We start from the raw sequence: 26,996 nt of genomic DNA on the forward strand, positions 1-26,996 counted from the left end.
CATAAAAAAAGCGCACTCCTAAAAGCACGCATTTTTTTATGATGATTATTGTTCTTTCAGTTTTTTCAATTGATCACCAATAACGTCGCTGATGGAGAATCCCGTCGCCTCCTCAGGCAATTGATAATCAAATTCCTCTTGTTCCTTAGGGGTTTCTTCAAGCGCTTTGATGCTTAGAGATAAACGTTTTTCCTGCTCGTTCACATCCAGCACTTTCACTTGAACTTCTTGGCCTTCTTTCAATACTTCGTGTGGCGTATTGATATGTTTCTGAGAAATTTGCGAGATGTGGACTAATCCTTCAACCCCCGGGAACACTTCAACAAAGGCACCGAAAGATACCAAACGTTTCACCGTGCCTGTCAACACTTGGCCTTTTGAAACGCGTCCGCTGATGTTTTCCCATGGTCCAGGCAATGTATCTTTGATGGACAAGGAAATTCTTTCATTGGCAGGATCTACGGACAATACTTTCACTTTCACTTCTTGCCCTTCTTGAAGAACGGTACTGATATCTTCCACATGTTCGTGGGCGACTTGTGAAATGTGAACAAGTCCATCCACTCCGCCGATATCGACGAAAGCGCCGAATGGAGCCAAACGTTGAACTTTTCCTGTTAAAATGTCTCCCGCTTTTAAACTTTCCAGCAATTGTTTCTTTTCATTCGCTTTTTCTTCTTCCACCACCGCACGATGGGATAAAATCAAGCGTCCTTTTTCTTTATCCAATTCCGTAATTTTGAATTTCAATGTTTTTCCTTTGTATCCTTCAAAGTCTTCAACGAAATAATCTTCCACCAAAGATGCCGGTACAAAACCGCGTACTCCCAAATCAACGACTAAACCGCCTTTGACCACATCTTTTACTTCCGCTTCAAAAACTTCCCCTTTTTTATAAAGTTCTTCTAATTTATCCCAAGCTTTTAAAGCATCTACTTTGCGTTTGGAAAGTACAAAGTTTTCATCTTCAATTTTCGTGATCATTAATTCCAGCTCATCACCGACAGATACCACGTCGGATGCTTTTTCCACATGCAAGCTGGACAGTTCGCTGATTGGCACAATCCCATCAAATGGCGCCCCTTCTATTGTAACAGTCACCGCCTTATCTTCTACTTTGGCAGCAACTCCTTTTACAATGTCTCCTTCATGGAATTCTCGGCCAACTTCTAAGTTCATTTCCTCGGACATATGTAACCCTCCTTCGCATCTTACAATATCTATTTTATTAGAAATTCAATTTAAACACAAAATTTTTTCCTTATAGTTAAAATATTTCCTTTTTTATGAATAAAATACGCAAAAAGATTCACTGATTATGCCATCTTTTCTTTTGCCATACGCAAGATTTCTTCAGCCACTTCTTCGATGGACAAGTGGGTCGTATCCAAAAAGATGGCATCTTCCGCTTGTACCAACGGAGAGATTTCCCGTTCCATGTCCTGCTGATCGCGCAGGGCGATTTCTTCCTTCAGCTTTTCAAAGTCGGATGGGATGCCTCTTTTTTCATTATCTAGCAGTCTGCGTTTCGCCCTTTCCTCAACAGATGCGGACATGAAGATTTTCAACTCCGCATCTTTTAAGACATGGGTTCCGATATCTCGTCCATCCATGACAACCGCCCCGTCTTTGGCCAGCTGTTTTTGTTTTGCGACAAGAATTTCGCGAACTTTCCCGAGGGCAGCCACTTGCGGAACATTTGCGGTTACCTCGTTGGAACGGATTTTTTTTGTGACATCTTCTCCATCGACAAATACAAGTTGTCCATTAGGGGACGGCTTCAATTCAATCTCTGTTCTCAATAACATTTCTTCAAGATTTTTTTCATCATCTAATTTTATGTTTTCTTTTAGCGCTTTATACGTTACGGCGCGATACATCGCTCCAGTATCAATGTAAGTGAAGCCCAATTGTTCAGCCACGATTTTGGCTATGGTGCTTTTTCCTGCGCCTGCAGGGCCATCAATCGCAATTTGAATATTTTTTTTCATGTCCAATCCTACTTTCCTCCAACATTGTTGTTAAAATGTTTGCTGATTATTTTTCCATAAAAAAGCCCTCCAATAAAATGAGCTTATTGGAGGTTTGACATCTCCTTCATGATCAACACTTGCCGTTCGAAGCAGAACCGAAGAATCAATTGTTGATCGTTTTCATCGATATTGATGAATTGGAAAGATGCAAGCTGTTCATCATTGTTTTTAAATATTTGAACCACTTTCGCATCCGTCTGAATATATTGTATCTCACCATTTTTAAATGGTAAAACAATTGTTAATGTGACCGTATTTCCTTCTGCGAATGGCGGAACAGATTGCAGTTTTACAGCAATTCCACCGGCGCTGATATCCTTTGTCACGTATGGATGAAATTGACCGTTGTATTCTACGGAAACGTCCACTGAAGTTCTGACCCGGACAAATCTCCTTCTTTCAATCTTTTTGATTTCCTTTCTGGGAGGGCATGAAAGTAAAATCGTAGGCAACTGGTCCATTTTTTCGCCGATCACTTTCGTCGGAAATGTGTAGATGACTTTATCTTCGCCTTGAAATATTGCACGATAATCAGTGTTCTTCCTTAAGCAGCAGGTTTTATTCGTCTGCATTCCCACCGGTTGAGATACATAAAGCACATTGTCTTGTCTGTCCACCACTTTGCATTTGACACTTTCAACCGTTTCCGATGAATTGGATTCCAATGTAATAAACATCCCCATTTTAATTTCCATTTTGACCCGCCTCGCACAATAATTGTATTTATATTATTGCACGAAAGAATCGGAATTTCTAGAGTGTTTAAATAATTATGGCAATTGCTCCACTTTGAGGACATCATGGTTTTCCGTATCTACAACAACCCGGTACGTTTGATTGATGTCATCTTCAAAACGGGCAATCACTTCATAGCATAATCTTAACTGATACGCTTCGTTTTCCGTATAAATGAATCGTTCTTCCTCCACCACTGTATTTGGGCGGAAAAATTTCTTCCAGTCAATCGGAACTACCGGCTGATTGTCATTGATGTTTTCTCTTTGTACATATTCCATTGCATTCAAACCTAACAGCTCTCCACTGTCCTTCGATACTTTCAACTGTATACCGTCCGGATATACCAGGGCATTGTGTTTTCCTGCCACCCGCGCAAGATGGACATGCCAAGCTTCATGGTTTTCCCGCATTTCGATAATCTCCAAATCATCATAACCGGCCCGTTCAATAAATTGCTTTGTCAATTCCTTCACTTTTTCCTGTGTAATATTCCGGTCCGGCTGTACCGGGCGTTCGGATAAGAAGGATATCAAATGGCCGCCTTTGACTGTAATATCCGCATATCCTACCCTGCTTCCTTTGACAAATTGAATATGGTAAAAGGGATATGGCGCATCTTCTTTGCTCTTTGAAACGGTATATGTCGCATCTTTGATCCCCGGCACAAGCTTTTCTAAAACTTGAATGGCTTCATCCTTCGTGATTTCACGATCTCGTATGTGTTTCAAATCCCGTTTCTTCAACCAATCGGATTCGCTGGTTGTTAACGGGAAATCCTTTTCCGAATATGTTTTCAAGTTTGAAGCCAGATTTTTAAAAGGCGATTCTTCCAGATCGGTTTTCGCCACTTGCTTCCATTTTTCAAAATCACCGTCATTTTCATAAAAATGGGCTGTTGCAAGGGACCATTCATTTGTCAATTGTTCCAAATTGTTATGAACCACCGTCATCTTCTTTTGCCAAGATTCGTAATCGCCGTTGGTTGAAGCTCTTTTTGCTTCATCCCCGATTTTTCCGATATAACGGAGCCATTGATTCGCTACATCCGGATTCAACGGCAAATTACTAATGGATGTACGCAATTCATTGCTTGTCCGCCAAATGTTGTCCAATTCGTTTTGTAATGCTTTTTCATCCTGGAATAGCAGTGATTGTGCCACGGAACGCTGCAAATAGGATAATTTTTCGCTGGCATTGGATAAAGAATTGGTGTATTGCGCGTGAATTTCTTTTTTCAATTGTTGATTGTCTGAACGGACTTCATAAGCATACAGCCCTAATGCCAACATAGCAATGGAAAGTAAGTATACTAGACTTTTCATATTGTCGCTCCTTTAATAGCAGAAAATATGTTGACCGATTTGTTTAATTTGAGGTCTTGACCAAATCCATTTGCTTGTCGCTGTATTCGGATTGAAATAATATAGTGCATTTTCCGATGGATCCCATCCACTCATGGCATCAAGAACTGCCTGTTTCGCCCTTTCATTCGGCGTCAACCAAATTTGTCCATCTGCCACGGCTGTAAATGCACCTGGTTGGAAAATGATTTCCGAAATCGTATTAGGAAAATCAGGCGACTCAAGCCGGTTTAAAATAACTGCCGCCACTGCCACTTGTCCTTCATAAGGTTCTCCCCTCGCTTCTCCATAAACAGCGTTCGCCATCAGCTGCAAATCTTGCTCCGTAAATTTGGATGGCAACTGGTAGCTTTTGCTTCCCGACGAACCAGCTTTCCCTTTTTTCACTTGTTGATCAAGAGGAATACCTCCATAATAAGTAAACTCTCTTCCCGCGTTAATTTGCGCATGCACCCATTCCCGGTCAAAATCGCTGTTGTTCGCAAGCACCCTTTTTGTTTCCGCGCCGGCAATCCCATCCACTTTCAAGCCATAGCTTTCCTGGAAGTTTCGCAATGCCCAGTAAGTGCCGTATCCGAACTTTCCATCAATTTTTCCATGATAGAACCCCAAATATTGCAGTCGTGCTTGCAATTCGATCACATCGTCGCCAAAGGCACCCCGTTCAATGACCTGATTCGAAAAGGCGAAAGATTCTTCCGGCTTGATGAGCGTAATCGTGCCGGTTGCCGCAACCAGATACAGCAATGCAATCAATATATTTCTGAACATCTCCTTCACTCCTTTTTTCATAGCATGTTAAGTTTGGAACCAATTATGCACTGATCAACGAAAAAATGGTCGAATCTCCAAGCGAAACGACCATTCAGCCATTATTATGTTCAATGAACAAATTTTTATTGTTGATTTCGTAAAATAAAAAAATGGCCCAAAAGGAGTTGTTCCTTTCAGACCATGACTAAATCTTATTTTGTTCCACAAGATGTTTGATTAAATGCTCATGTGCCAATTTCACTTTCCTTAAAGCAAACCACCATAAAAAAAGCATGAATGGGGCCATCAAATAAAGCCAATAATCTTCAAACATTAAAATAGAATTATAGATGAAATGCAAAAATAATGGAGCCGCAATGGAAAGAGCCAAATATTCCTTCGAACGGTCATTCTTTGTAAATTTGCTTTTTCCGAAATAATAGCCCATCACCACACCGAATAAAGCATGGCTTGAAACTGGCAATAATGCGCGCATAAAGGCGGTTTCAATGCCAAATGTCAACAAATAAAGAATATTCTCCAGTGTAGCAAACCCTAAAGAAGCAGCTGCTCCATACAGAATTCCATCATATGGATCGTCAAATTCCACATGGCGATAAATAAAAGCAAAAATAATGAACCACTTGAAAAATTCTTCCAATGCGCTCGAGAATAGGACATCGAGGAGAAAAGAATTTGTAATGATTTCTTCTTCCTGCATGACATACTGAATGAACATGATTGGAAAAGTGATCAATAATCCGAAAATGAATGTTCGGAGAAGTGTTTTTCGGGGTTCGGTCGCCATTTGATTTCGCAAGTAAAAATAGCTGAATAACGCACATCCTGGAGCAATCGCTGCAGAGAGTAGAATAAACAATATCGACGCTCCCTTCCTTATTAATAATATTTTATAGTATTACTCTAGGTTTTTAAAGGTTGGGAACTGAATTTTTCCGGCAATAAAAAAAGCGGCGCTGTATATGTCGCCAACCTTGCTGGAGCAATGTCGAAGAAATATAACCATATTAAAGCGGGCTGTCCCGAACATTTTATACTTTCAGGACAGCCCTTTTTCCGTAATGTCTTCCTTTAGTTGCTTTGTTTCATTTCAATGGCTTTTGCAATAAACGCCCCATGGAATTTTCCATTTTCAATGAAAATTTCGTTGGCATTGTTGCCGGCAGCGAGAACTCCTGCAATGAACAAATTCTCCACATTGGATTCCATTGTTTCAGGGTCATATGTAGGACGGCCGGTTTCATCATCAATGGTTACACCCATTTTCCGGATGAAATCATGATCCGGATGATAGCCGGTCATGGCGAACACAAAATCATTTTTGATGACTTCTTCTTTGCCGTCGATATCCAGTACAACTTCCTTCTCCCGAATCTCTTTCACCATTGTGTTGAAATGCATCACCACTTCGCCATTTCGGATGAGGGATTGGAATTCCGGCAAAATCCATGGCTTGATGCTCGGAGAATAATCACTGCCGCGGTATGCAACGGTTACACGGGCACCTGCCTTATGCAATTCCAACGTCGCATCGACCGCTGAGTTTTTCCCTCCGACGACCAACACATCCGTATCAAAGAAAGGATGGGCTTCTTTAAAATAATGGAAAACCTTTGGCAAATCTTCTCCGGGTACGTTCATATAGTTCGGATGATCATAATAACCGGTTGCCAAAATGACATAAGGTGTTTCATATTGGGCCTTATCGGAAGTCACAATAAAGAATCCGTCCGGACGTTTTTCCACAGAAAGCACTTTTTCGAAGCGGTTTACATGAATGTTTTTCAGTTTCACCACTTCACGATAATAAACAAGGGCCTGATTTCTGCTTGGTTTCCGTTGTTCCACTATAAACGGAACATCGCCAATGGCCAATTTTTCGCTTGTGGAGAAAAAAGTTTGGTGAGTTGGATAATGATAGAGGGCGTTTACCACATTCCCTTTTTCTATAACAATTGGTTTCAACCCGATATTTTGGAGTTCAATCGCTGCCGATAAACCACATGGGCCTCCTCCAACAATAATTGCATCTGCTTTTTGCATTTGTTCACAACTCCTTAATTTGACAAACTACTACCTTATTATAACGCGGAATTTCAACCCTTTGGTCAGAATGTGCGCCGAAAGTTTAAGTCAATTATGTGACATTCGGGTTTTGCCCCTAAACGTAAAGGGAACATCGTCGTCCCATAGCCGTTGCTGATGAGGGTATACTTGCCTTCATCGTCGGAAAAAGCGCCTTGCGGGTAAATTCCGAAAGGGCCCAACCGAATTTGGCCACCATGAAAATGTCCAGCCAGATAAATGTCCGCATGATAGTTTCCGATTTTAGAAAACAGGATCGGATTATGGGATACAAATATGACCGTATCTTGCGGGTCACACTTTTCGAAAGCTTTTTCAGGACTGGCTTTGCGTGAAGAAACATCATCCACCGCGCTCAACCAGCATCTGTTCACCATATTCGGCAGCAGTATCGCATCATTCTCAACAATTTTTACACCCGTCTCTTGAAAAATTCCCCTCAAACGCTCTTCGCCCACTTCCCGATCGTTGTTCCCCCAAACAAAATAAACAGGTCCCAATGTTTGCAGAAGCCGGAGATTTTGATAAATTTTCGAAATCGGTGTCCTTTTGTCGGCCAAATCCCCGCCAATGATCACCGCATTGATTGGTTCTTTTATGTTTCGTATCATTTTATCGCTGATTAAGCGGGTATGAATATCCGAAATAAAAAAAATCGAATATTTCTCCTCTTCCCCTGTTAAATTGATTTCATGGTGTACAACATTATTTTCAAACGCTTCTTTTACCATAAATGCAAGCAAGCATGAACAGGAGATCAGGACAGCTGTCAACCCAAACATGTACAAGTACCCCTCCCGGTAAAACAAAAAGACGTGGTAAATTCACCATCGTCTTTTCAACAGTAATGTATAATATTTTAACGGATTTTATTCAAATGATAAAACCTTTTCTTTTATTCGGGAATGACAAGCGACTGTCCCGGTGTAATCACATCGGAAGATAAATGATTGGCATTTTTTATTTTTTCGACACCGCTGATCGGATCATTGTAGTATTGCTTGGCAATTCGGAATAATGTTTCATTCGCACTGACAGTATGTATTTTTACTTTTTTCTCTTCAGAAGCAGGCTTTTGCTGTTCTGTATTATTTTCATTTTTCTTAACATCTTTATCATCCGCTGATTTCTCAGGAGCATCGGTTTTTGTTTCCTTCTCTGGCGTTTTTGGTTTGGAATCCGCTTGTTCCTCTTTTTTTGCAGCTTCAGAAGAAGAATCTTCCTTTTTAATTACGTCACTTTTATTTTCTTTCTCTTTGGCGGAAACTTCATTATTTCTTTGCACTTCAACCAGATTCTCATCTTTATCGACAGAAACCTCTTCATCGTTTGGATCCCAAAAACCCCATACATAAATTAATATCGCCAGTGGAATCCCGATCATAATAAGGGTCAAAGTTGTCAGTAATGGCGTTTCTTTCGATTTTTTCTTTCTTTTTTGGCGGCGTTCGCTGCGACTTAATCTTGTTTTTCCATCTTCTATCTCAATCGATTGTCGATGTTCCTCTATCTTTTTTCGATAATCTTTTCCACTCATACAGCACCTCCATTACTTCTGATTTCATTATGACGAAAATGATAAAAAAAGTAAATGAGAGGAAATTTCTATTTTCAAAGAAAAATGTCGTAAAGGAGGAAATTTTAACATTTTCAGTCAGTTCCTAGCAGAATTTGTCGCAGCCGCATCTGCCACGTGGAAGGTGCTGTTGCCGCCTTCGTATCCTGTCTTGGAAGAAGGAATTGCTGATAATCGATGCCGCAATGTTCACAACAATGCTCCGGTTTATCTTTTAATGTTTGCCCAAAATATTCCACAAGTTGTTCCCGGATGCACCGATCGCTTTTCACAATACGCAGCATCTCATCCACCGATCTGTACTTCTCGTTCATCATTTTCCTGAAAATCGATTTAACTTCTTCCAACGGATAGAGGCCCATCCAATAGTGCAGCACACGGAAGGTGGTTTCAGAAATGAATCCATCTTGAATCATTTCTTTTGGATCCACTTTTCGGTTTCTATATTCTTCATACAGCTCCATTTGGGTTTCACTTGGCAAGTCTTCCCCTGCAATAAACCGCGCGACTTCTTCATCCCCTTCACTGTACAACAGAATGGCAATGGCATCTTTTCCATCGCGCCCGGCTCTCCCCACTTCTTGCATATAATCGGCCACATTGGATGGCATTGTATCATGTATGATTTGACGCACATTTTCTTTATGGACCCCCATGCCGAAAGCATTCGTCGCAACAATCCAATCCAATGCTCCTTCAATAAATTGCTGTTGGATAAATTGCCGGTCTTCCGCCTCTTTCCCCCCATGATAGGAAGAAACGGAAATGCCAAGCTGCAATAATTGTGCCGCAATTTCGTCCGTCCTTTTTCTGGACCGGGTATAAATGATGCCTGGGCCCTCTGTCTGCGTCACATGGTCAAGGAGCCATTCCATTTTTTCTTCTCTCGTTTGGAATACTTTTTTCCCAAAACGGATATTGGGACGATCCACCGAATGAATATATTCAAAAGGATCCCTCATCTTTAAAAAACGGCGTATGTCTTCCAGCACTTTTTCCGTCGCCGTTGCCGATAGAGCCAAAATCGGCGGCCGGTCTTCTTTCAACACTTCCCCTATTTTTAAATAATCCGGCCGGAAGTCAAATCCCCATTGGGAAATGCAGTGGGCTTCATCCACTACAATCAATGCCAAATCCAACCGGTTCAACCGCTGGATGATCTGCGGCTGCACCAACATTTCCGGAGATATGAAAATGAAGCGATATCGATGCAGAGTATCCAATACAAGTTTCTTTTCATTTCTGTTTAAAAAGGAATTGATCGCCACTGCCCGCTTTTCGCCGAACTGCTTCATCTGGTCCACCTGGTCTTGCATGAGGGAAAGGAGCGGCGAAATAATTAATACCGGTTTGTTAAATATGTATCCTGGCAACTGATAACATAAAGATTTCCCCATGCCAGTGGGAAGCAAGGCAACGGTATCCCTTCCATCCAATAACTGCCCGATGACCTCTTTTTGGCCGGGGCGAAAGGAAGGATAACCGAAATGGGTTTGCAGAAGCTGTTCTAATTGCATACGTTTTCACCTCTGACAAGTGCCAGGCGCAATTGGAAATACGATAGATGAGGAAGCACTTCACGGAGCACTTTCAGCTTTTTCGTATCGTAATCTTCTGTCGCAACAAGCACTTGTTGTATATCTTCTTTTGAAATAAATTTTTCGATCGGAAACGCCGGATCGTTGATGGCCAATTCAACGATATGATCTTCAATGGTACTTTGTTTCAATTTTCGCATTCGGCAAATTTGCTCGATGGAATATCCCTGTTTGAACAGCAACGCCGTATGATAGGCGGAGCCGGTCAATGGAATATCCGCCCGGATATGTTCCGACATCTGATGCAAATACGGATATTGCAGTCTGTTTGGAAGAATTTCATTCAACCATTGATGAAGACAAGCAACATATAAGATTTGGGCGTCCAATTCAGGCATCTGATATTCCATGCCAAGCTGCTCCCAAGTAAACCCGGGCATTTGATATCCGGTTAAACGTTTTACCACAATTTCTTTTGCCTGTTCCTTGATTTGGACCTTTCCAAGACTTTGGAGAATTTCATCGTACAGGTTATGTCCAAGGAGCCCTGATTTGTAGTCGTTTTTCAAAAGGAAATGCCGTACCCAATGCTGAATTTCTTCATCTTTTTGAATCGGACTGAAGGCCATCACTTTTTCTCTCGCATGGGACAAACTTTGCACGATGAGTGAAAGTCTTGAGAAAAAAAGATGCTCATTTCCCCGATATTGCCATCCATTCAAAGGAAGCGGTTCATATTGCCGAAGGAATTGGATACCCTTTGGCGTTACATGGAAACTGTTGTCTGTTATCTGAATCAATTGGCTTTCAACGAGTTTTTGAATTTCTTCATCGTATTTCTTTCTTGATAATTTTGGGAAAATGCCAAAGTATGGATGCAAATGAAAAATGCCGACATCCTGAATGGTTTGGCCGGAGCGTTTGCCTTTCAATAAATGATATGGGGAAGAAATGGTCCGTTCATTTTCTAAGATTTTTAAAATATCTAAGACTAAATACTGAAATAGCAAATCAGAACCTCCTTTTTATAGTCTTAATGTTGAAAAGTGATATAAACAGTTTTAGAATAATAAAGAAGCTTCAACTAGGTAGCCCGATAGAAAAAAAGGAGAGATTCATTCTATGCCAAAATATACAATTGTAGATAAAGATACATGTATTGCTTGCGGCGCTTGCGGTGCAGCTGCCCCAGACATTTATGATTACGATGATGAAGGCATTGCCTTTGTTATTTTAGATGATAACACGGGGACTGCCGAAGTACCAGAAGATTTGCTGGAAGATATGCAAGACGCTTTTGAAGGTTGTCCGACTGATTCCATCAAAGTGGCAGACGAACCATTCGATGGCGATCCATTGAAATTTGAATAACCAATAAAAAAGGTGCATCGTTTGTGAATGCACCTTCATTTTTTCAGTAAAATGCCGTTACGTATTTTGCTCCCGCATTTTCTTCAATATATACGCCGCAAGGAGCAGGAAGCAGCCAAGCCCAAAAATGGTATAATAAGATACTTCAAAAGATGCGCCAAAAGGCTGAATGGCAAATTTCACAATTAAGCTGAGGGCAAATAAGCCCGCGATCAAAAATCCGAACAGAATGGAGATCGTCCTTTTCTTTTTCTGTTCTTGGAATGCTTCTTTTTTCAATAAAACGACTACGAAGTAAATGAACATCGCCAAGCTGGCTATTAGAAGCAGGCCGGACACGATCAGCGTTCCCGAATAAATCGTTTGATCCTCTTTTTTTATCAGTGGCCCAATCCCACTTACGATCATATACCAACCGAATAGCGTCATTACTATTTCGAGAATGAATTCCGATTGACGCTTCCATGATTCCTTTGGCAAAGAGGCGATGATTTCTTCGGCCAGCTCTTTTGGATTTTTCCCAAACACTTCCTTTGCCGTTTTCCCCTCCTTTTGCGCCTCCAACAAATGATCCAGCATTTCGAGCAGCACTTCTTCCGTTGCCCTTTCATCACGGGAGAGATTTGCCCGGATGTAAACAAGCAAATCTTCGTAATACTTTTGATTTTCCTTTGTCAAAAGCTTTCTCTTCTCATTATTTTGACGTATAAGTTCTTTTACCGTAACTTTCATTTTCTTCACTCCCCCAACAATTTTTCGATGGAACCCGAAAGGATTTTCCACTCTTCCCGTATCTGTCCAAGAACCTCTTTTCCTTTCTGTGTAATGGAATAATATTTTCGGTTCGGACCTGAATCGGATGCCCTCATTTCCCCTATGACGTATCCATTTTTTTGAAGTCGCAACAGTACCGGATATATCGTTCCTTCACTGATATCCAATCCAACTTGCTCCAGCTTTTTTGATAGTTCATAACCGTATACTTCCTCCTGATCAATGATGGCCAGAATACAGCCATCGAGAACGCCTTTTAACAATTGAGTGCGAATGCTCAACCCCTTCACCTCCCTGTTCGGCACCACACTACTTTGTAATGCAAGGTACTTACGTGCAACTATCTTGTAATGCAAAGTATTTATCTTAACTATATTGCAATGCAAAGTAGCTGTCAATAGTTCTTGTTGATTTTTATTCTAAATACTGTTAATATTTTAGTAGTTGGTACTAATAACTGATGTCAAAGGGGTCAATACCATGGATGTATTAAATTTAAAAGATAAAAACATTGTAGTCATGGGCGTTGCCAATGAAAGAAGCATCGCTTGGGGAGCGGCGGAAAAACTTTTGGAAGTTGGAGCAAACGTCATTTTCACTTATCGGAAAGATCGCTCAAAAGCAAAAATAGAAAAACTTTTAGAAAGTCACAAAGACAAAAAAAATGCCGTTATTCAATGTGACGTGAACAGCGATGAATCCATCCAGAATGCGTTCCAACAAATCGGCGAACAATTTGGAGTGATTCATGGCATTGTGCATTCTGTTGCCTTTGCCCATGCGGAAGACTTGAAAAACCGCTTCGTTGAAACAACACGTGAAGGATTCGCTTTTGCGCTGGATACTAGCGCTTATTCATTAATTGCGGTCACAAGAGCGGCCCGTCCATATATGACGGAAGGCGCATCCATTGTCACGATGTCCTATTTGGGGGCAGAACGGGTTCTTGAAGGTTACAACGTGATGGGTGTGGCAAAAGCGGCTTTGGAAGCATCCGTCCGCTATTTGGCTGCTGATTTGGGCAAAGAAGGGATCCGCGTCAATGCGATTTCAGCCGGTGCAATCCGCACACTTGCGGCAAAAGGGGTTCCTAGCTTCAATGAAGCCCTTCATCGTTACGAAGAGGTTTCCCCGTTGAAACGCAATACAAACAAAGAAGAAGTCGGCGATATGACGGTCGTTATGCTCAGCGACATCTCCCGGGGCATCACCGGGGAAACGATTTATGTCGACTCCGGTTACCACATTATGGGGTAATCAATGAAAAAGTAGTACAAACGGTTTGTACTACTTTTTTCATGTCTTATTTTATTTTGACAACCACAACGTCTGCATCTTCCTTCGCGGTCAGGCTGTGCAATTCTTTCGGTTCCATGTGCAATAAAGATTCGCTCGTCAACTCGACTGTTTCATCATTCACCGTAAATGATACGATCCCACTGCGTACAATAATCAACACATCGCAATCGGCAAAATGGTCCGGAATGGATTCGCCGGATTTCAATTGGATATTGAGCACTTGGGCTTTTGACGTTTCAAAAACTTTTCCTGCCTGTTTTTTTCTTTCATTTAGAACATATGGTGTAGAAATGACTTGCACAAAGGATTCCTCCAATCTCTTCTTTTACAATACTTTTCCTTTATTGAAACTTCTCCAATAAGACATCTTTTGTGACAGGGCCAACAATTTTTTCAATCACCGTACCGTCTTCATGAATAATAAAACTTGTTGGAATCGTCATGATTTGATATTTCTTTGAAACTTCCCCACGCTCATCAAGCAAAACAGGAAACTGCAATTGGTACTGGACCGAAAAATCTCTCACATCATCGATTGAAAACTCTTGATCCGTCACATTAATGGCCAATATCTCGATATCGTTCCTTATGGCATATTGATCATAGAATTCATTCAGCTCTTGCATTTCCTCCTTGCAAGGTGGGCACCAACTTGTCCAAAAATTGAGCAGAATTTTCTTTCCTTTTAATTCTGACAATCGGATAGTTTCATTATGAATCGTTTTTAACTGAAAATCCAGTGCTTCAACATTCATCGGCTGATAGGAAGTTTCCAACTCCTCATCATGAGAATGTCCATCCGTTGCATCCAACGGTACAATATCGTGCGGTTCCTCCATCCCTAAATTTTGATATAGAAAATCAATAAACTCGTCTTCTGTAAACATCTCCCCCTCACTTGTCCGTTCTTTGAAAAAGCTCGAATAGATTGTCCAAACCATCGTAGTGACAATCAGCAATAAGAAAAAAATGGATACATTTCTTTTTCCCATAACACCATCCTTTATAGCAATATATGAATCGAAAACATAAAAAAGGAGTTTGCCGTCATGCAAACTCCCCTTACTTTTTTATTGTTTTTGCAATAAATATTGTGCCCTTTGGCTCTCTATCCATTTTCTCATCGTTCTGAACAACATCAATACAAGCACCATCAATAAGATGCCTTTGATGATATTGAACGGCAAAATGCCAAGAACGATGGTTTCCTTCACATCAAAGCTTCCCATTCCCAAGAAATACGTGTACATCGGCAAGAAGGCGACGTAATTTAAAACGCTCATGCCAATCGACATGGAAAATGTTCCTGCAACCAGTCCTAAAATTAACCCTTTGATGGAATTGGTTTTCTTATAAATATAATAAACTGGCAGAATAAATAAGAGACCTGTCGCAAAGTTTGCCATATGTCCCACCGGTACCCCTGTCGGTGCGCCGATAAATAGCCAATTCAAAATATTTTTAATAAGTTCCACCAGAATACCTGCAACCGGCCCCATTGTAATGGCGGCAATCAATGCAGGAACATCGCTGAAATCGATTTCCAAAAATACAGGAAAATACGGAAGCGGGAAATTTAAAAACATCAAAATAAATGAGATGCTTGATAGCATTGCAACTGTTACGAATGATCGCACTTTCATCTTTTTCATTAACACTCTCTCCTCTTTGCTTGTTGATTCAACTCGCAAGAAGAAAGGCATCAGTCGGCTTCGTTACAAATAAAAATCCCTTATGCGAACTTGCATAAGGGAGAAAAGGATACAATTAGAGACAACACATGACTAAAAAGACCATGAAGAAATGCGCGTTGGATATTACAAAAAAATCCAACACCAAGTCTGTCATGTGCAATGACTGTCCATAACGAAAAACGACCGTACCATCTTCTCCCATCCAGACTATACTGTCGGCTTTGGAATCTCACCAAATCCTGCTCAAAATGAGCTCGCGGGCTTAAGAACACGAAGTTCTAACACCGCCGGTCGGGAATTTCACCCTGCCCCGAAGATGAATCATTATTCAATTTAGCCTTATTATATGAGAATACTGAATATTTGTAAAGGAATATGTTCATTGATATGAAAAATGATATGGCATCCTGTTCATGTAACGGTATTTTTTCCGCGTTTCCATGCACCAGTTCCATTCACTTTTATTCATTTTCCAATACCGTATACGGCAATTTATTCGGACCAACCGGGATTGGCAATGGTTTTGAGAAGTCAAATCCTTCCCATTCCGATTGGACAATGTTTTCGAACTGTACCGCCTTGTTGAATCCTGCGGCAGTCAAAAGCATCCCCTCAATCATTTGCATTGCTTCCACTTGATTATAATTGAAAAGATCCAAAGGTTCTTTAAAGGTGATTTTCACCAAATCCTTCTCAACGCTGACCGAATAATCGACATTTGGCAAGATGACCGATTGATAGACATCATTGGTATTCACCTTTAATGCTTCCATCGCCTTTTCGACATTCGGAAAAGTTTCTCTGAAATTTGGCGCCAAAAACGCGGAGCCATCCTCTTGTACATATTTGAAGTAGCTATATTGTGTCGTTTCCTTTGTAATCTGAAGCGAATATTCTTTTCCCACTTCTTTCAATATCTTTGGTTGATGGTTTTGATCGGCAAATTCCACTTCACTATAAGAAGAAAAAGTGTCGGTCAAGGTAGCAAAATAGGTTGAAAGGGCTGCCGATGCAACGTCATATGGATGATTCTCCGGCAAAACATGAATCACTTTTCCATTCTTCTCGGTGATTTCTCCCTCGTAAGGATGATAGTCGATAAAGCCCAATGCCTGTTCGTTTAATCGGGGAGCGTATACTTTGTACATTTCTACTTGCGACGGATCGTTTTTTCCAAAATCTTCGAGTATTTTTTCGTTCGGAATCACAATCGTTACCGGTATGCTGTCCGCATCTTTGCTTGCAAGACCGATTCGGAAAAGGGTGTTCCCTTCCGTTTGATCAGGATATACAGCCGTTCTGTTATCCGTTCCCACCGTCATCACGTTCACGAATTTTTCCTGTTCTTCAAGATTATCCGGGACGCCCAGAATGCCCATGTCCTCTCCGGATGAATCATTCGCAGTCGACGCCTCATCCGCAGTTGAATCTTTTTTCATCAAAGAAGGGATCAGAATTGCGATGAATAATACGGCACAAGCAGCAATCATCCATGGCAACAGATTGATTCTTGGCGATTTTTTTGGAGGCTCTTCTTCAAAAACCCCGTCCTTTTTCAATCGTTCCAACACTTCTTCTTTTGAACGGGTATCATGAATTTTTGGAACTTTGCTCAGCAACTCTTCAATTCGTTCTTCATCCCAATGCTCATGATTCATATTGATTCGCCTCCTTTTTATTTGATAGCAATTCCCTTAGCTGCTTTATGGCACGGTGTTGTGTCGTTTTTACTTTTCCTTCCGTCCAATTGAGTATTGCTGCCGTTTCTGCAATGGACAGTTCCTGAAAATAGCGGAGAATGATCACCAGTTGCTGATCTCCGGTACACTTTTCCAACGCTTCCAACAGATGCCTCAGTTCATCATTCAATTCGATAAAGGCTTCAGGCGATTTTACGGGGGATACAAGCTGCTCCCTCTCCCAATCAAAAGCGGTATATGAACGGGAAGAGCGGACAGCTTTTTTCCTGAAGTAATCAATCGCGACATTTTTCGCAATCGCAAAAAGCCACGTCTTTTCTGAGCTTCTCCCTTGAAACCTTTCATATGACTTCAATACCCGGACATACACTTCATGGGACAAGTCTTCCGCTGTCGATCGATCTTTTACCAAATACACTAAAAATTGGAACACATCCTGATGATATTGATCATACAGTCGATGGAATATGGATTCTTTCAATCCATGCCACCTCCATCCTTATTCATTTTGTCGATTTTTAATCAAAAATGTTACATGAAAGTAAAAATTAATGTGAAAGAGAAAATTTTCGCAAAAAATGTAAAAAAAGAATTCGCTTCTACTCCAGGTAATAGAGTACCATACTTCGATTAAATCGCAAGTAATATTTTCAAACTTTACCTGGAGTATCCACGAATTCTTATCCATTTAACGGCAAATAGAAGGTGAAGGTTGTCCCTTTTCCGACTTCACTATCCACCCTGATATTTCCGTTATGGGCTTCAACAATATTTTTGGCGATGGCAAGACCCAAGCCTGTGCCGACTTTTTTATTGCGCGTTCTCGCCTTATCCGCTTTATAAAAACGTTCAAAGACAAATGGCAGATCTTCTTTGGAAATGCCTTCTCCCGTATCGGCTACTTGGACTTTCAAATAGGACAATTCTTGTTCCAATGATACGGTCACACTGCCGTCTGCAGGTGTGTGGCGGATGGCATTATCAATCAAATTGGTCAATACTTGTTCAATACGGTCTTCATCGATGCTGATCACCGTATCTTCCGGCAATTCTGTATGGAAATTCAAATGGATATAATTTTCCTTCGCCACTTGACTGAACTTTTGCGTAATACGTTCAAAAACAGGATTAATCGGCACCGTTTCTTTCACTAATGTTGTATGGCCGGATTCCATGCGTGCCAGATCGAGCAGGTCGGCAACCAAACGTCCCATACGTTGTGATTCATCATAAATGATTTTTATCATCTCATTCTTTTCTTCTTCCGATTCGACCACACCATCAATGATGGCTTCAGAATATCCTTGCAGCATGGCGATCGGCGTCCTCAATTCGTGGGAAACGTTGGCAATAAAGTCTGAACGCAATTTGTCCAATTTAATTTGTTCCGTCATATCGCGAATCACCGCAATGGCTCCCCTGATCACTTGTCCGCTGCTTTTTAGCGGGCTGATGGTGATTCGGTAATAAGAACCGTCTATTTCCAAGTCCTCTTCCAGCTTATCTTCGAATGTTAATACATGATCTAACATGGCATAAATTTCTTCCGGCAAGAATAAATCTTTATTCATGCCATTTCGGATGAACCATCGCTGCAACAATCGTTCCGCAGGCGGGTTGCTGAGCAAAATGGTTTTATCACGGTTAAACGTAATCACCGCATCGGTCATGGATGTAAGGATGCTGAACAATTGTTCTTTTTCTTGGCTGATCACTTCCAGATGATGTTTCAGCTGACGTCCCATCTGATTGAATGCCACAGCCAACTGTCCGATTTCATCGCTTTGGTTTGTCGGCAGCTGCTCGTCAAAATTTCCTTTTGCAATATCAAAAGCATATTCCCGCATTTTCCGAAGGGGTTGTGTAATCTTTGATGATAAGAAAAAGGCGAAAAACGTTGTCAATACAAAGGCGATTATCGCTGACACAAAGACGATTTTGGTTGTTTGGTTCGTCGTTTGGTGAAGGGCTGAAGGGTTTTGATAAATAAATAAAACACCCTGTACTTCATTCTCAATGGACAACGGATAACCTAATACGAAATAAGACTCCATTTTATCTTCTTCCGTTTGGGAAGGCAAAATCATTTGCCGGATAATCGGTTCGCTGGCCTCAAAGATTTTTTGGAATTCATCCGATTCCAATAAATCCTTTCTTATTTCCTCCTGATTGATTCCAGATTGGTAGCTGGAAAGGACAGTCTGATCATCGAGGGCGATAAAGGCATTTGTATCTTCGTTTAATAAATCATCCAATAAATCGTCGGTAATTTGCTCTATATCCGTATGGGCTACTATGTTGGAGATGGTCGTTGCCGCTTGCTTCAAAGAGCTTTCCGCTTGTTTGATATGGAAATCATCAAGAAATTCAAGCATGGCAACTGTAAAAATAAATAACACAAATGAAACGAGAAGCAATATGGTCGCCCATAGCTTCCCGACAATACTATTCCATATTCTAGTCATTGATGACCTCAAATTTGTAACCAACGCCCCATACGGTTACAATCATTTTCGCCGCTTTATCCGATACGCGGTTCAATTTTTCGCGTAAGCGCTTTATATGCGTATCGACAGTACGCAAATCACCAAAGAAATCATAGTGCCATACTTCTTTTAATAATTGTTCCCGATCAAATACTTTATCCGGCGATTTCGCCAAGAAGTAAAGCAGTTCGTATTCTTTAGGAGTCAAGTTCACTTCTTGTCCATCACAAGTGACGCGATGGGCATCATTATCGATCGTCAAGTGAGGAAATACCACGATATCTCTGGAAGCAGTTGTGTTGGACACTTGGTTCAACGCACTTGAACGCCGTAAAATCGCTTTCACGCGCAACACTACTTCACGTGGACTGAACGGTTTCACGATATAGTCATCCGCACCCAATTCAAAACCTTGCACCCGGTTTGCTTCTTCGCCTTTAGCCGTCAAGAGAATAATCGGTGTAGATTTTTTTTCTCTAAGCTCTTCGCAAACTTGCAATCCGTCTTTTTCAGGCATCATGATATCTAAAATAACACAATGATAATCTTTCTCTAATGCCTTTTTTAGTGCGACTTCCCCGTTCTCCGCCTCATCTACCTCGTATCCTTCCCGTTCAAGATACATCTTTAATAGACGACGAATTCTGTCTTCATCATCCACAACCAAAATAGACACTTTTTCAGACACGATGTTAACCCCTCTCTTTGCTTTATCTACTATACTCATTGTACAATTTTATGAATAAAAATTAAAGACTAATAAAAGAAGGCCTCCCTACTTTTGGGAAGACCTTTCACAATTTATTAATATTTCATCGTTATTTACGTTGATAATAGTTAATAGTTTTATGCATATGAATGGAGTCCTGCAATGACCAGGTTCACAAAGACTAAGTTAAAGATGATGATGGCAAAACCGATTAAGGCAAGCCAGGCTGACTTTCTTCCTTCCCAGCCTTTGGATAAACGCAAGTGGAGATAAGCCGCATAGAACAGCCACGTGATAAGCGCCCAAACTTCTTTTGGATCCCAACCCCAGAATCGGCCCCAAGCGATTTGCGCCCAAATCATGGCAAAGACAAGAGCACCTAAAGAGAAGACAGGGAATCCAATTAAAACCGAGCGGTATCCAATTTCATCCACCAAGTTGATGTTGACTCTTTTTACTAGAGGATGAAGAAGTTCACAAATGCGTTTTCGTGCGATTAACCGGTATAACAAATAAATGATTGTGCCTGCGATGAACGACCAAGTAACGGTTGTCAATTTTTTCGCATTAATGAGTGCCGGCATTTCGATTAAAGGCTCCATCACTCCATCCGTTTTCAAATCATATTCATTCATCCCAAAGATGGCCGGCATGTTATAAACAATATCCGCTTCTTTGCCGGTTTTATCAATATAAGTGAACTCCGCCTCATACCCCATGCTGCGGAATGTAATGGTTACAACGATAAACCCGATGATCACAACACAGCAGTATAAAATGGCTTCAAGCCAAAAACGTTCTTTTGAAGGCGTTTTTGGATCCACTTCTTTCAATAAATAAATCAAACCGGCAACGGCGCTGATGGCAAGGATGGATTGCCCGATTGCCGCTGTTATAACGTGTATCGTCAACCAGTGGCTTTGCAACGATGGCACAAGCGGCGTCACTTCCGTCGGGAACATCGTCGCGTATGAAATGAATAGTATAGCGATTGGCAACGCCACCAACCCAAGAATTTTCACACGATAAATAAAGTAGATTAATATGAACGCTCCAACAAGGAACATTCCAAAGGCTGTTGTAAATTCGAACATATTACTTACAGGAGCATGTCCCGCATAAATCCAGCGGGTAATAAAATAACCGAGCTGGGCAATAAAACCAATGATGGCAACAACAATACCGATTTTGCCCCACTTTTCCGCCCTGCTGGCCGCCCCATCATTTCGCTTGATGGAACCGGCAATAAATACCGTTCCTAAAATATATGCAAAGAATGCGATAAAAAGCAGATTGCCGCTAATATCTATCAAACTCATTTGACATCGTCACCTTCCTTATCCGACTCTCCATTTTCTTCAAGTTGATCTCTATATTTTGGTAAATGGGCATAATCTGTAACAATATCTAAATCTTTTTTGATACTGAACCAGTTTTTATTTGTATGGGCAGCGAGCATAATTGTACCATCTTCCAATTGTTGTACCCAAAGGCGACGATGATTCCAATAAGAACCAATTGCCAAACCAAGCAAGAAAATTGCACCGCCAATAATCAATATTGGAATCGTTACATCTTTTTTGATTGTTAATCCGGAAACATTTCTTGTTTCTACATTTTTAAACGTCATTTTGTATTCATTTTCTCCCGCTTCAACAGGCGGGGCGCCAATTGAAACGAAACTGATTTCCCCTTTTGGTTTATCCGGCGTAGTCATTTTGAACACGAAAGCCGGATTGTTTGGATATTGGGATGCTGTTTGAGGAACCCCATCTTTCATTCCGGAAAAATCAGGATAATAGTTCAATATTTCAACTTTCGTATTTTCTCCTAAAACATATTCTTTATCCGGATCCGTCAAGTCAATCGTCAATGACCCCAGGGATTTTCCAGATTCTTTATGGGTCAATTCGAATGTCATTGTTTTCAATTCATTTTGGCGGAAATCCATTTGATAAATGGAATAGCCGTCATATTTTAACGGGTGGTTTACACGAATGGAATACTCTTTTACCAGTTCCATATTTTCCGTGTCCCCTAAAAGGGCACCTTCTGCCTGTTTATAAAGTTTGACGTTGGTTTGATAGTTTTTCGGGATAGCGGCAACACCTTGTTCAATCTGTGCTCTCGTTGGATCATTATCATATGTTTCCAAAATGAATTGTTCATTTTCCAGGAAATAACCTTCCATTCCCGGTATTGCGCGAACCTCCCCTTCCCGGATCCACATTGCTTCATCTACGTGGAAGCCAGGAACAAAACGCAGCATTACCCCAAAGATAAATATAATGAGCCCCAGGTGATTTATGTATGGGCCAGAACGGGCAAAGCGGTTTTTTTCAGCCAATAAAGCGTTTCCATCCCGACGCACTTTATAACGCAATTGTGTCATTTTCTCGGAAATCAAATCAAGGGTTTTGGATGGATCGCCTTCCGTTACCGGTCCTTGTGCTACGATTCTTTGTTTTTTCATAAAGCTTTCGTGACGCTTAACCCGCTGATTTTTCAACGATTTATAGAGAGGAATCCCTCTGTCGAGACTCGCAACAATGATTGAAATGGCAAGAAGGCCTACTAAAATCTGATACCACCATGAATTAAATATATCCGAAAAACCTAATTCATAATATAATTTCCCGATGGTTCCATAGTTTTGCTCATAGTAAAGCGCTTTTTCCGCTTCCGTTGCCGCTTGGATATTAAATTTTTGAGGGAAAAAAGTTCCAAGGGAAGAAGCGATTAAAGTAATGACAATTAACGAAACGCCGACTTTTACACTGGAAAAGAAGTTCCAGATTTTGTCGATAATGGATTTGTTATACGTCTTTGAGCGGATTGCCGAACCATCATACCGCATATCAAGTATTTTTTGAGCTTTTGCATCTTCTGACAGTGGTCTGCCGCACTTTCCACAAATCTTTGTGCCAAACGGATTTTCATGACCACAAACACATGTGATTTTTTCCATATTTTAAAATACCCCTATTCCGGCTTAATTGACTCCATAAATGATTGTATTTGTTGTTCAGACAATTCACCAGGAGGAATTTTTTTCACTTTTCCATCCGGACTGATCAAATAAGTTGCTGGCAATCGGCCAACATTATAAGCTTGCATCACGCTTTTTGTTTTGTCGATGACCACTGGGAATGTAAGGTCATATTGATCTACGAAATTTTGCACCTCAAATTTTGACTGGGCAATGTTCACGGCCAAAACTTGTACACCTTGATCTTTGAATTGTTGATATTGGCGTTCCATGGCAGGCATTTCTTTTTTGCATGGTTCACACCAAGTTCCCCAGAAATTCAAGAAAACCCCTTGCCCTTTATAATCGGACAAACGATGGGTATTGCCTTCCAAATCCACCAATTCGAAATCCGGTGCCTGATCGCCGTCCGCCAACGCTTCCACTTTTTCTTTCGTTGCCGAGTTGTATATCGTATAAATAATCGCACAAGCCAACACCAGAAGAATGATTCCTCTGATAATCGAACGTTTCTTTTTCTTGTCCATTTCGCAACCTCCCAGCAAAGAGAACATTAAAATCTCTTTCATTATAGCAAATATTTCAAGGACAAATATGAAATGTTTATGAAGGTTATCACTATGGTTGTAGTACTAACCAATTTTTCCTGTTTCTGCAAGAACCCGTAATTGTTTTACTTCATGGGCCGTCAACTCACGATACTCGCCTGCGTTCAACCCTTTTAAATCCAGAAAGGCGAATCGTTCCCGCTTCAATTTTACGACGGGCGTTCCAATCGCTTCAAACATGCGGCGAACTTGCCGGTTGCGCCCCTCATGGATCGTGATTTCACAAATCGACTTATTGGTTTTGCGGTCCGATTTTTTTAATTCCACTTTTGCAGGAGCCGTCATGCCATCCTCAAGCATAATGCCCCTTCGCAATTTTTTTAAATCTTCAAATTTCGGGATTCCTTTTAATCGTGCAATATATGTTTTTTCGATTTTATATTTTGGATGGGTCATTAAGTTGGCGAACTCACCATCATTGGTTAATAATAAAAGACCGGATGTATCATAATCAAGACGGCCAACCGGGAATATCCGTTCCTCGACATTTTTAAAAAAATCCAATACGGTTTTTCTTCCTTTATCGTCGGATACGGTCGATACGACTCCCCTAGGCTTATAGAACAGATAGTATACTTTTTCTTCCCGTTCCACTTTCACGCCATCCACTTCCACCACATCGGACTTTGAAACCTTTGTCCCTAAGGTTGTGACAACCTCCCCGTTCACTTTCACTTTTCCTTCCAAAATCAATTGTTCCGCTTTCCGTCTCGAGGCAATTCCCGCTTGTGCAATTACTTTTTGAAGCCTTTCCATCGATGACTCACCCCTCAATGCTAACTTTTCATTATGAAGATCCTTATCACTGTTGAAAATTATGTCATATTTTGTTCCAATATTAAAGAAAAAGAACTCATTTTGCAAAATGAAAAGCTGTCCGAAATATATGATTAAAATTTCGGACAGCTTTATTCATTCTATTTCAATGTAACTCTAGTTGAATAAATGCTTTCGTTGTTTAGAAACACATGCCAAATACCGAACTCTCGATCTTTATTTCTGGACAGGTGCAATACATTCCTTACTTGGTCCTCTTCTTCATCCGAAATCAGCAGCCGGATCGGTTCTTTAAGTTCGACTGTAATATTGTTTGCTGCTTTATATTTTCCTTTTTTCACAATGGTTTTCACATCATACTCTTTGAACACTTGATTTGCAAGCTGCTTATGTACTTGCCAATCGTTGGCTTCATTCAATGTTACAACAATGATGCGTTCATCGTCCTTTTCAAAATACGTTGCAAGCGTTCTTCCCGCCACTTTTGTATATCCCGTTTTCCCGGCCACCGCCCCGACGTTTTCCCTCAGCAGCCGATGTTTGTTCAGCCAAGTGGTTCCATTTTTTGTATTGCTTTTATATTGAATCGTGGAAGCAATTCTATAAAAATCTTCGTTTTCCAAAGCGATTCGGAGCATTTGGGCTGTGTCATAGGCGCTTGAGAGATGCAGATCGTGATGCAAGCCGGATGGATTTGTAAAATAGGTTTCATTCAAATGGTAATACATCGCTTTTTCGTTCATTAAATCGACAAATCCCTGAACGGATCCGCCTGCATGTTCCGCCAAAGCATAGGCCGCGTCATTTCCGGAACGGAGCATCAGTCCATATAACAATGTTTCCACCGGCACAACTTCTCCCGGCTCCAAATAAATGGACGATCCTTCACTCATGGCTGCTTCCCGGGAGATGACAACTTCGTCATCCAAATTGCTGTTTTCAATGGCAATCAGGGCCGTCCAAATTTTTGTAAGGCTTGCAATCGGCATTCTCACATGTTCATTGCTTCCAATCAATGTTCTTCCGGTATCTGCATCAATTACTACATAAGAAGCTTTCGCCACTTGTTGAAACAAAAAATAGAACGTCAATGAAACAGCAAAAGCGGTCATCAACTTTGCTAATTTCACTCAGCCACTCCTTTATTGATTTTCATTTTGAAATACTTCCTGGAATTTTGTCATGAAGAGATCCGTATGCTCATTTTCATCTTCCATATTTCCTTCAGGCAATGGAGGAAGTTCTGAAAGCTCGGATATGCCAAAGTAATTTAAAAACTCCTTTGTCGTTCCGTAAAGAATTGCGCGTCCTGTCCCTTCTGCCCGTCCGACTTCCCGGATGAGTCCGCGGGAAATCAGGGTCTGGATAGGGCGTTCGCTTTTTACACCGCGCAAGTCTTCGATTTCCGCCCTTGTAATCGGCTGTTTGTAGGCGATGATGGCCAAAACTTCCAATGATGCGGTTGACAATACACTACTGTTCGGATTTTCGACCAATTTTTTGATTGTGTTTGCCAATTCTGGTTTTGTTGTTAATAAGTATGTATCCGCCAATTGTTTAATGGTAAGGCCCGATGCAGCATTATTTTCATAGTGGGTTTTTAATTCGCTCAGCCCCGCTTCTATATCCACTTCTCCCACATCCAATAAATCCGCCAGTTGTTTGACCGTCAATCCTTCGTCTCCTACTACGAACAATAATGCTTCAATCCTGCTCATCAAAATCTTCGAGTTCACCTGTCAGTTCCTCCTTCTGCAGTATCACGGTCAAATCTTCAAAGTTATTTTCCTGTTCGACAAAAACGATTTGTCGTTTCATCAGTTCCAACAAGGATAAGAAGGTTACAATGATAGTTGCTTTATCTTCGTATGGGAAAAGTTCAAAGAAGCTGGATTTGCCTCCCCTTTTTTTCAATATTTCCACCACTTTGAACATTTGGTCCTTTACCGGAATTTCCTGTTTCTTCACCGTTGTTTTCAACGGTTTCCGCAATTGTTTTCTCCTTAGCATTTTTTGAAAAGCGTAAAGCAGATCGTAAACATTGACTTCCGCATTGAACAATGCAAGCTGCTCATCCGGCATATATGGGGAAAGGTCGCTTGGCGGTTTCGTAAAGTTTTCCGGCCGGTTTTCCTCCATCTGTCTCAATTGGGTGGCCGCTTCTTTAAACTTTTTATATTCAATCAGCTTTAATACCAATTCTTCCCTAGGGTCCGGTTCATCCAACTCAAATTCCGCCTCCTCCATTTCCCCTTCATGGATCGGAAGCAGCATTCGGCTCTTGATTGCGAGGAGTGTGGCTGCCATCACCAAATATTCGCTGGCTTCTTCCAGCTCCAACACTTTCATTGCCCGGACATGCTCCATATATTGGGCGGTCAATTCCGCCATCGGTATATCATATATATCAATTTCCAAACGCTGAATTAAGTGCAATAATAAATCAAGCGGACCTTGAAAAGCATCCAATTTTACTTCATACAT

29 protein-coding genes and 1 riboswitch are annotated in these 26,996 nt (G+C 41.0%); of the genes, 2 read left to right on the forward strand and 27 right to left on the reverse strand.

All coding sequences use genetic code 11. The annotated features are described in order from the left end of the window. Positions 1-45: 45 nt before the first annotated feature. The 11 genes from rpsA to NSS77_RS16425 all read right to left on the reverse strand — a co-directional run bounded on the left by rpsA (position 46) and on the right by NSS77_RS16425 (position 11,115). A complete protein-coding gene (rpsA, locus tag NSS77_RS16375; RefSeq protein ID WP_342469692.1) occupies positions 46-1,191 on the reverse strand; it encodes a 30S ribosomal protein S1 in 1,146 nt (381 codons plus the stop codon). Between the two features lie 125 nt (positions 1,192-1,316). Then, a complete protein-coding gene (gene cmk / locus NSS77_RS16380; RefSeq protein WP_342469693.1) occupies positions 1,317-1,991 on the reverse strand; it encodes a (d)CMP kinase in 675 nt (224 codons plus the stop codon). 83 nt (positions 1,992-2,074) lie between these two features. Then, positions 2,075-2,728 (reverse strand): PilZ domain-containing protein, encoded by a 654-nt coding sequence (locus tag NSS77_RS16385; RefSeq protein WP_342469694.1) that lies wholly within the window; start codon positions 2,726-2,728, stop codon positions 2,075-2,077. 75 nt (positions 2,729-2,803) lie between these two features. After that, positions 2,804-4,093: a PepSY1/2 domain-containing protein gene (locus tag NSS77_RS16390; protein WP_342469695.1), complete on the reverse strand. Its 1,290-nt coding sequence runs from the start codon at positions 4,091-4,093 to the stop codon at positions 2,804-2,806. 12 nt (positions 4,094-4,105) lie between these two features. Further along, the gene (sleB, locus tag NSS77_RS16395) at positions 4,106-4,903 is read right to left on the reverse strand and encodes a spore cortex-lytic enzyme (RefSeq protein ID WP_342469696.1); all 798 of its coding nucleotides are present in this window, start codon (positions 4,901-4,903) and stop codon (positions 4,106-4,108) included. Positions 4,904-5,090: 187 nt separating this feature from the next. Beyond that, entirely contained in the window at positions 5,091-5,765 is a 675-nt protein-coding gene (prsW, locus tag NSS77_RS16400) for a glutamic-type intramembrane protease PrsW (RefSeq protein ID WP_342469697.1), read from the reverse strand. Positions 5,766-5,977: 212 nt separating this feature from the next. Next, positions 5,978-6,949, reverse strand: coding sequence for a YpdA family putative bacillithiol disulfide reductase (locus tag NSS77_RS16405; protein ID WP_342469698.1), 972 nt, complete (start codon positions 6,947-6,949; stop codon positions 5,978-5,980). A gap of 65 nt (positions 6,950-7,014) precedes the next feature. Then, positions 7,015-7,773, reverse strand: coding sequence for a metallophosphoesterase (locus NSS77_RS16410; protein ID WP_342469699.1), 759 nt, complete (start codon positions 7,771-7,773; stop codon positions 7,015-7,017). A gap of 113 nt (positions 7,774-7,886) precedes the next feature. Continuing rightward, positions 7,887-8,528: a LysM peptidoglycan-binding domain-containing protein gene (locus tag NSS77_RS16415; protein WP_342469700.1), complete on the reverse strand. Its 642-nt coding sequence runs from the start codon at positions 8,526-8,528 to the stop codon at positions 7,887-7,889. A 113-nt stretch (positions 8,529-8,641) separates the two neighbouring features. Then, on the reverse strand, positions 8,642-10,084 hold the full coding sequence (locus NSS77_RS16420) for an ATP-dependent DNA helicase RecQ (protein ID WP_342469701.1): 1,443 nt from the start codon (positions 10,082-10,084) through the stop codon (positions 8,642-8,644). Next, positions 10,075-11,115: a helix-turn-helix domain-containing protein gene (locus tag NSS77_RS16425; protein ID WP_342469702.1), complete on the reverse strand. Its 1,041-nt coding sequence runs from the start codon at positions 11,113-11,115 to the stop codon at positions 10,075-10,077. The genes NSS77_RS16420 and NSS77_RS16425 overlap by 10 nt, the downstream gene beginning before the upstream one ends. 112 nt (positions 11,116-11,227) lie before the next feature. Here NSS77_RS16425 and NSS77_RS16430 point away from each other — a divergent pair, with 112 nt between their 5' ends. Further along, on the forward strand, positions 11,228-11,476 hold the full coding sequence (locus NSS77_RS16430) for a ferredoxin (protein ID WP_208649523.1): 249 nt from the start codon (positions 11,228-11,230) through the stop codon (positions 11,474-11,476). A gap of 57 nt (positions 11,477-11,533) precedes the next feature. Here NSS77_RS16430 and NSS77_RS16435 read toward each other — a convergent pair whose 3' ends face one another. After that, on the reverse strand, positions 11,534-12,208 hold the full coding sequence (locus NSS77_RS16435; RefSeq protein ID WP_342469703.1) for a DUF1129 family protein: 675 nt from the start codon (positions 12,206-12,208) through the stop codon (positions 11,534-11,536). A gap of 5 nt (positions 12,209-12,213) precedes the next feature. Continuing rightward, positions 12,214-12,531, reverse strand: coding sequence for a PadR family transcriptional regulator (locus NSS77_RS16440; RefSeq protein ID WP_342469704.1), 318 nt, complete (start codon positions 12,529-12,531; stop codon positions 12,214-12,216). Between the two features lie 199 nt (positions 12,532-12,730). Here NSS77_RS16440 and fabI point away from each other — a divergent pair, with 199 nt between their 5' ends. Beyond that, entirely contained in the window at positions 12,731-13,507 is a 777-nt protein-coding gene (gene fabI, locus NSS77_RS16445; protein ID WP_342469705.1) for an enoyl-ACP reductase FabI, read from the forward strand. A 46-nt stretch (positions 13,508-13,553) separates the two neighbouring features. Here fabI and NSS77_RS16450 read toward each other — a convergent pair whose 3' ends face one another. The 14 genes from NSS77_RS16450 to NSS77_RS16515 form a co-directional block, all read right to left on the reverse strand. After that, positions 13,554-13,850 (reverse strand): AraC family ligand binding domain-containing protein, encoded by a 297-nt coding sequence (locus NSS77_RS16450; RefSeq protein WP_342469706.1) that lies wholly within the window; start codon positions 13,848-13,850, stop codon positions 13,554-13,556. 40 nt (positions 13,851-13,890) lie between these two features. Then, positions 13,891-14,541, reverse strand: a complete 651-nt coding sequence (locus NSS77_RS16455; RefSeq protein WP_342469707.1) for a TlpA disulfide reductase family protein — start codon at positions 14,539-14,541, stop codon at positions 13,891-13,893. Positions 14,542-14,619: 78 nt separating this feature from the next. Beyond that, a complete protein-coding gene (locus NSS77_RS16460) occupies positions 14,620-15,201 on the reverse strand; it encodes an ECF transporter S component (RefSeq protein ID WP_342469708.1) in 582 nt (193 codons plus the stop codon). Between the two features lie 228 nt (positions 15,202-15,429). Next, positions 15,430-15,565: riboswitch (FMN riboswitch) on the reverse strand. Positions 15,566-15,704: 139 nt separating this feature from the next. Then, a complete protein-coding gene (locus tag NSS77_RS16465) occupies positions 15,705-16,901 on the reverse strand; it encodes a hypothetical protein (RefSeq protein ID WP_342469709.1) in 1,197 nt (398 codons plus the stop codon). After that, positions 16,891-17,424 (reverse strand): RNA polymerase sigma factor SigX, encoded by a 534-nt coding sequence (locus tag NSS77_RS16470; RefSeq protein WP_342469710.1) that lies wholly within the window; start codon positions 17,422-17,424, stop codon positions 16,891-16,893. The genes NSS77_RS16465 and NSS77_RS16470 overlap by 11 nt, the downstream gene beginning before the upstream one ends. Before the next feature lie 199 nt (positions 17,425-17,623). Beyond that, positions 17,624-19,408 (reverse strand): ATP-binding protein, encoded by a 1,785-nt coding sequence (locus NSS77_RS16475; protein ID WP_342469711.1) that lies wholly within the window; start codon positions 19,406-19,408, stop codon positions 17,624-17,626. Further along, positions 19,401-20,117, reverse strand: coding sequence for a response regulator transcription factor (locus tag NSS77_RS16480; protein ID WP_141600962.1), 717 nt, complete (start codon positions 20,115-20,117; stop codon positions 19,401-19,403). The genes NSS77_RS16475 and NSS77_RS16480 overlap by 8 nt, the downstream gene beginning before the upstream one ends. A 158-nt stretch (positions 20,118-20,275) precedes the next feature. Then, positions 20,276-21,457, reverse strand: a complete 1,182-nt coding sequence (gene ccsB, locus NSS77_RS16485; RefSeq protein WP_342469712.1) for a c-type cytochrome biogenesis protein CcsB — start codon at positions 21,455-21,457, stop codon at positions 20,276-20,278. Beyond that, on the reverse strand, positions 21,454-23,106 hold the full coding sequence (locus tag NSS77_RS16490; protein WP_342469713.1) for a cytochrome c biogenesis protein ResB: 1,653 nt from the start codon (positions 23,104-23,106) through the stop codon (positions 21,454-21,456). The genes ccsB and NSS77_RS16490 overlap by 4 nt, the downstream gene beginning before the upstream one ends. A 14-nt stretch (positions 23,107-23,120) precedes the next feature. Then, complete coding sequence (gene resA / locus NSS77_RS16495) at positions 23,121-23,654, reverse strand: thiol-disulfide oxidoreductase ResA (protein ID WP_342469714.1); 534 nt, start codon at positions 23,652-23,654, stop codon at positions 23,121-23,123. Between the two features lie 105 nt (positions 23,655-23,759). Beyond that, a complete protein-coding gene (locus tag NSS77_RS16500) occupies positions 23,760-24,491 on the reverse strand; it encodes a pseudouridine synthase (protein ID WP_342469715.1) in 732 nt (243 codons plus the stop codon). Between the two features lie 161 nt (positions 24,492-24,652). After that, positions 24,653-25,642 carry a D-alanyl-D-alanine carboxypeptidase family protein gene (locus NSS77_RS16505; protein ID WP_342469716.1) on the reverse strand — a complete coding sequence of 330 codons (990 nt, stop codon included), beginning with the start codon at positions 25,640-25,642 and terminating at the stop codon, positions 24,653-24,655. Positions 25,643-25,654: 12 nt separating this feature from the next. Continuing rightward, positions 25,655-26,230 carry an SMC-Scp complex subunit ScpB gene (gene scpB, locus NSS77_RS16510; protein ID WP_342471317.1) on the reverse strand — a complete coding sequence of 192 codons (576 nt, stop codon included), beginning with the start codon at positions 26,228-26,230 and terminating at the stop codon, positions 25,655-25,657. After that, complete coding sequence (locus NSS77_RS16515) at positions 26,217-26,996, reverse strand: segregation/condensation protein A (protein WP_342469717.1); 780 nt, start codon at positions 26,994-26,996, stop codon at positions 26,217-26,219. The genes scpB and NSS77_RS16515 overlap by 14 nt, the downstream gene beginning before the upstream one ends.

It is taken from the genome of Ureibacillus sp. FSL K6-3587 (assembly GCF_038593165.1).
GTDB classification, from domain to species: Bacteria; Bacillota; Bacilli; order Bacillales_A; family Planococcaceae; genus Ureibacillus; species Ureibacillus suwonensis.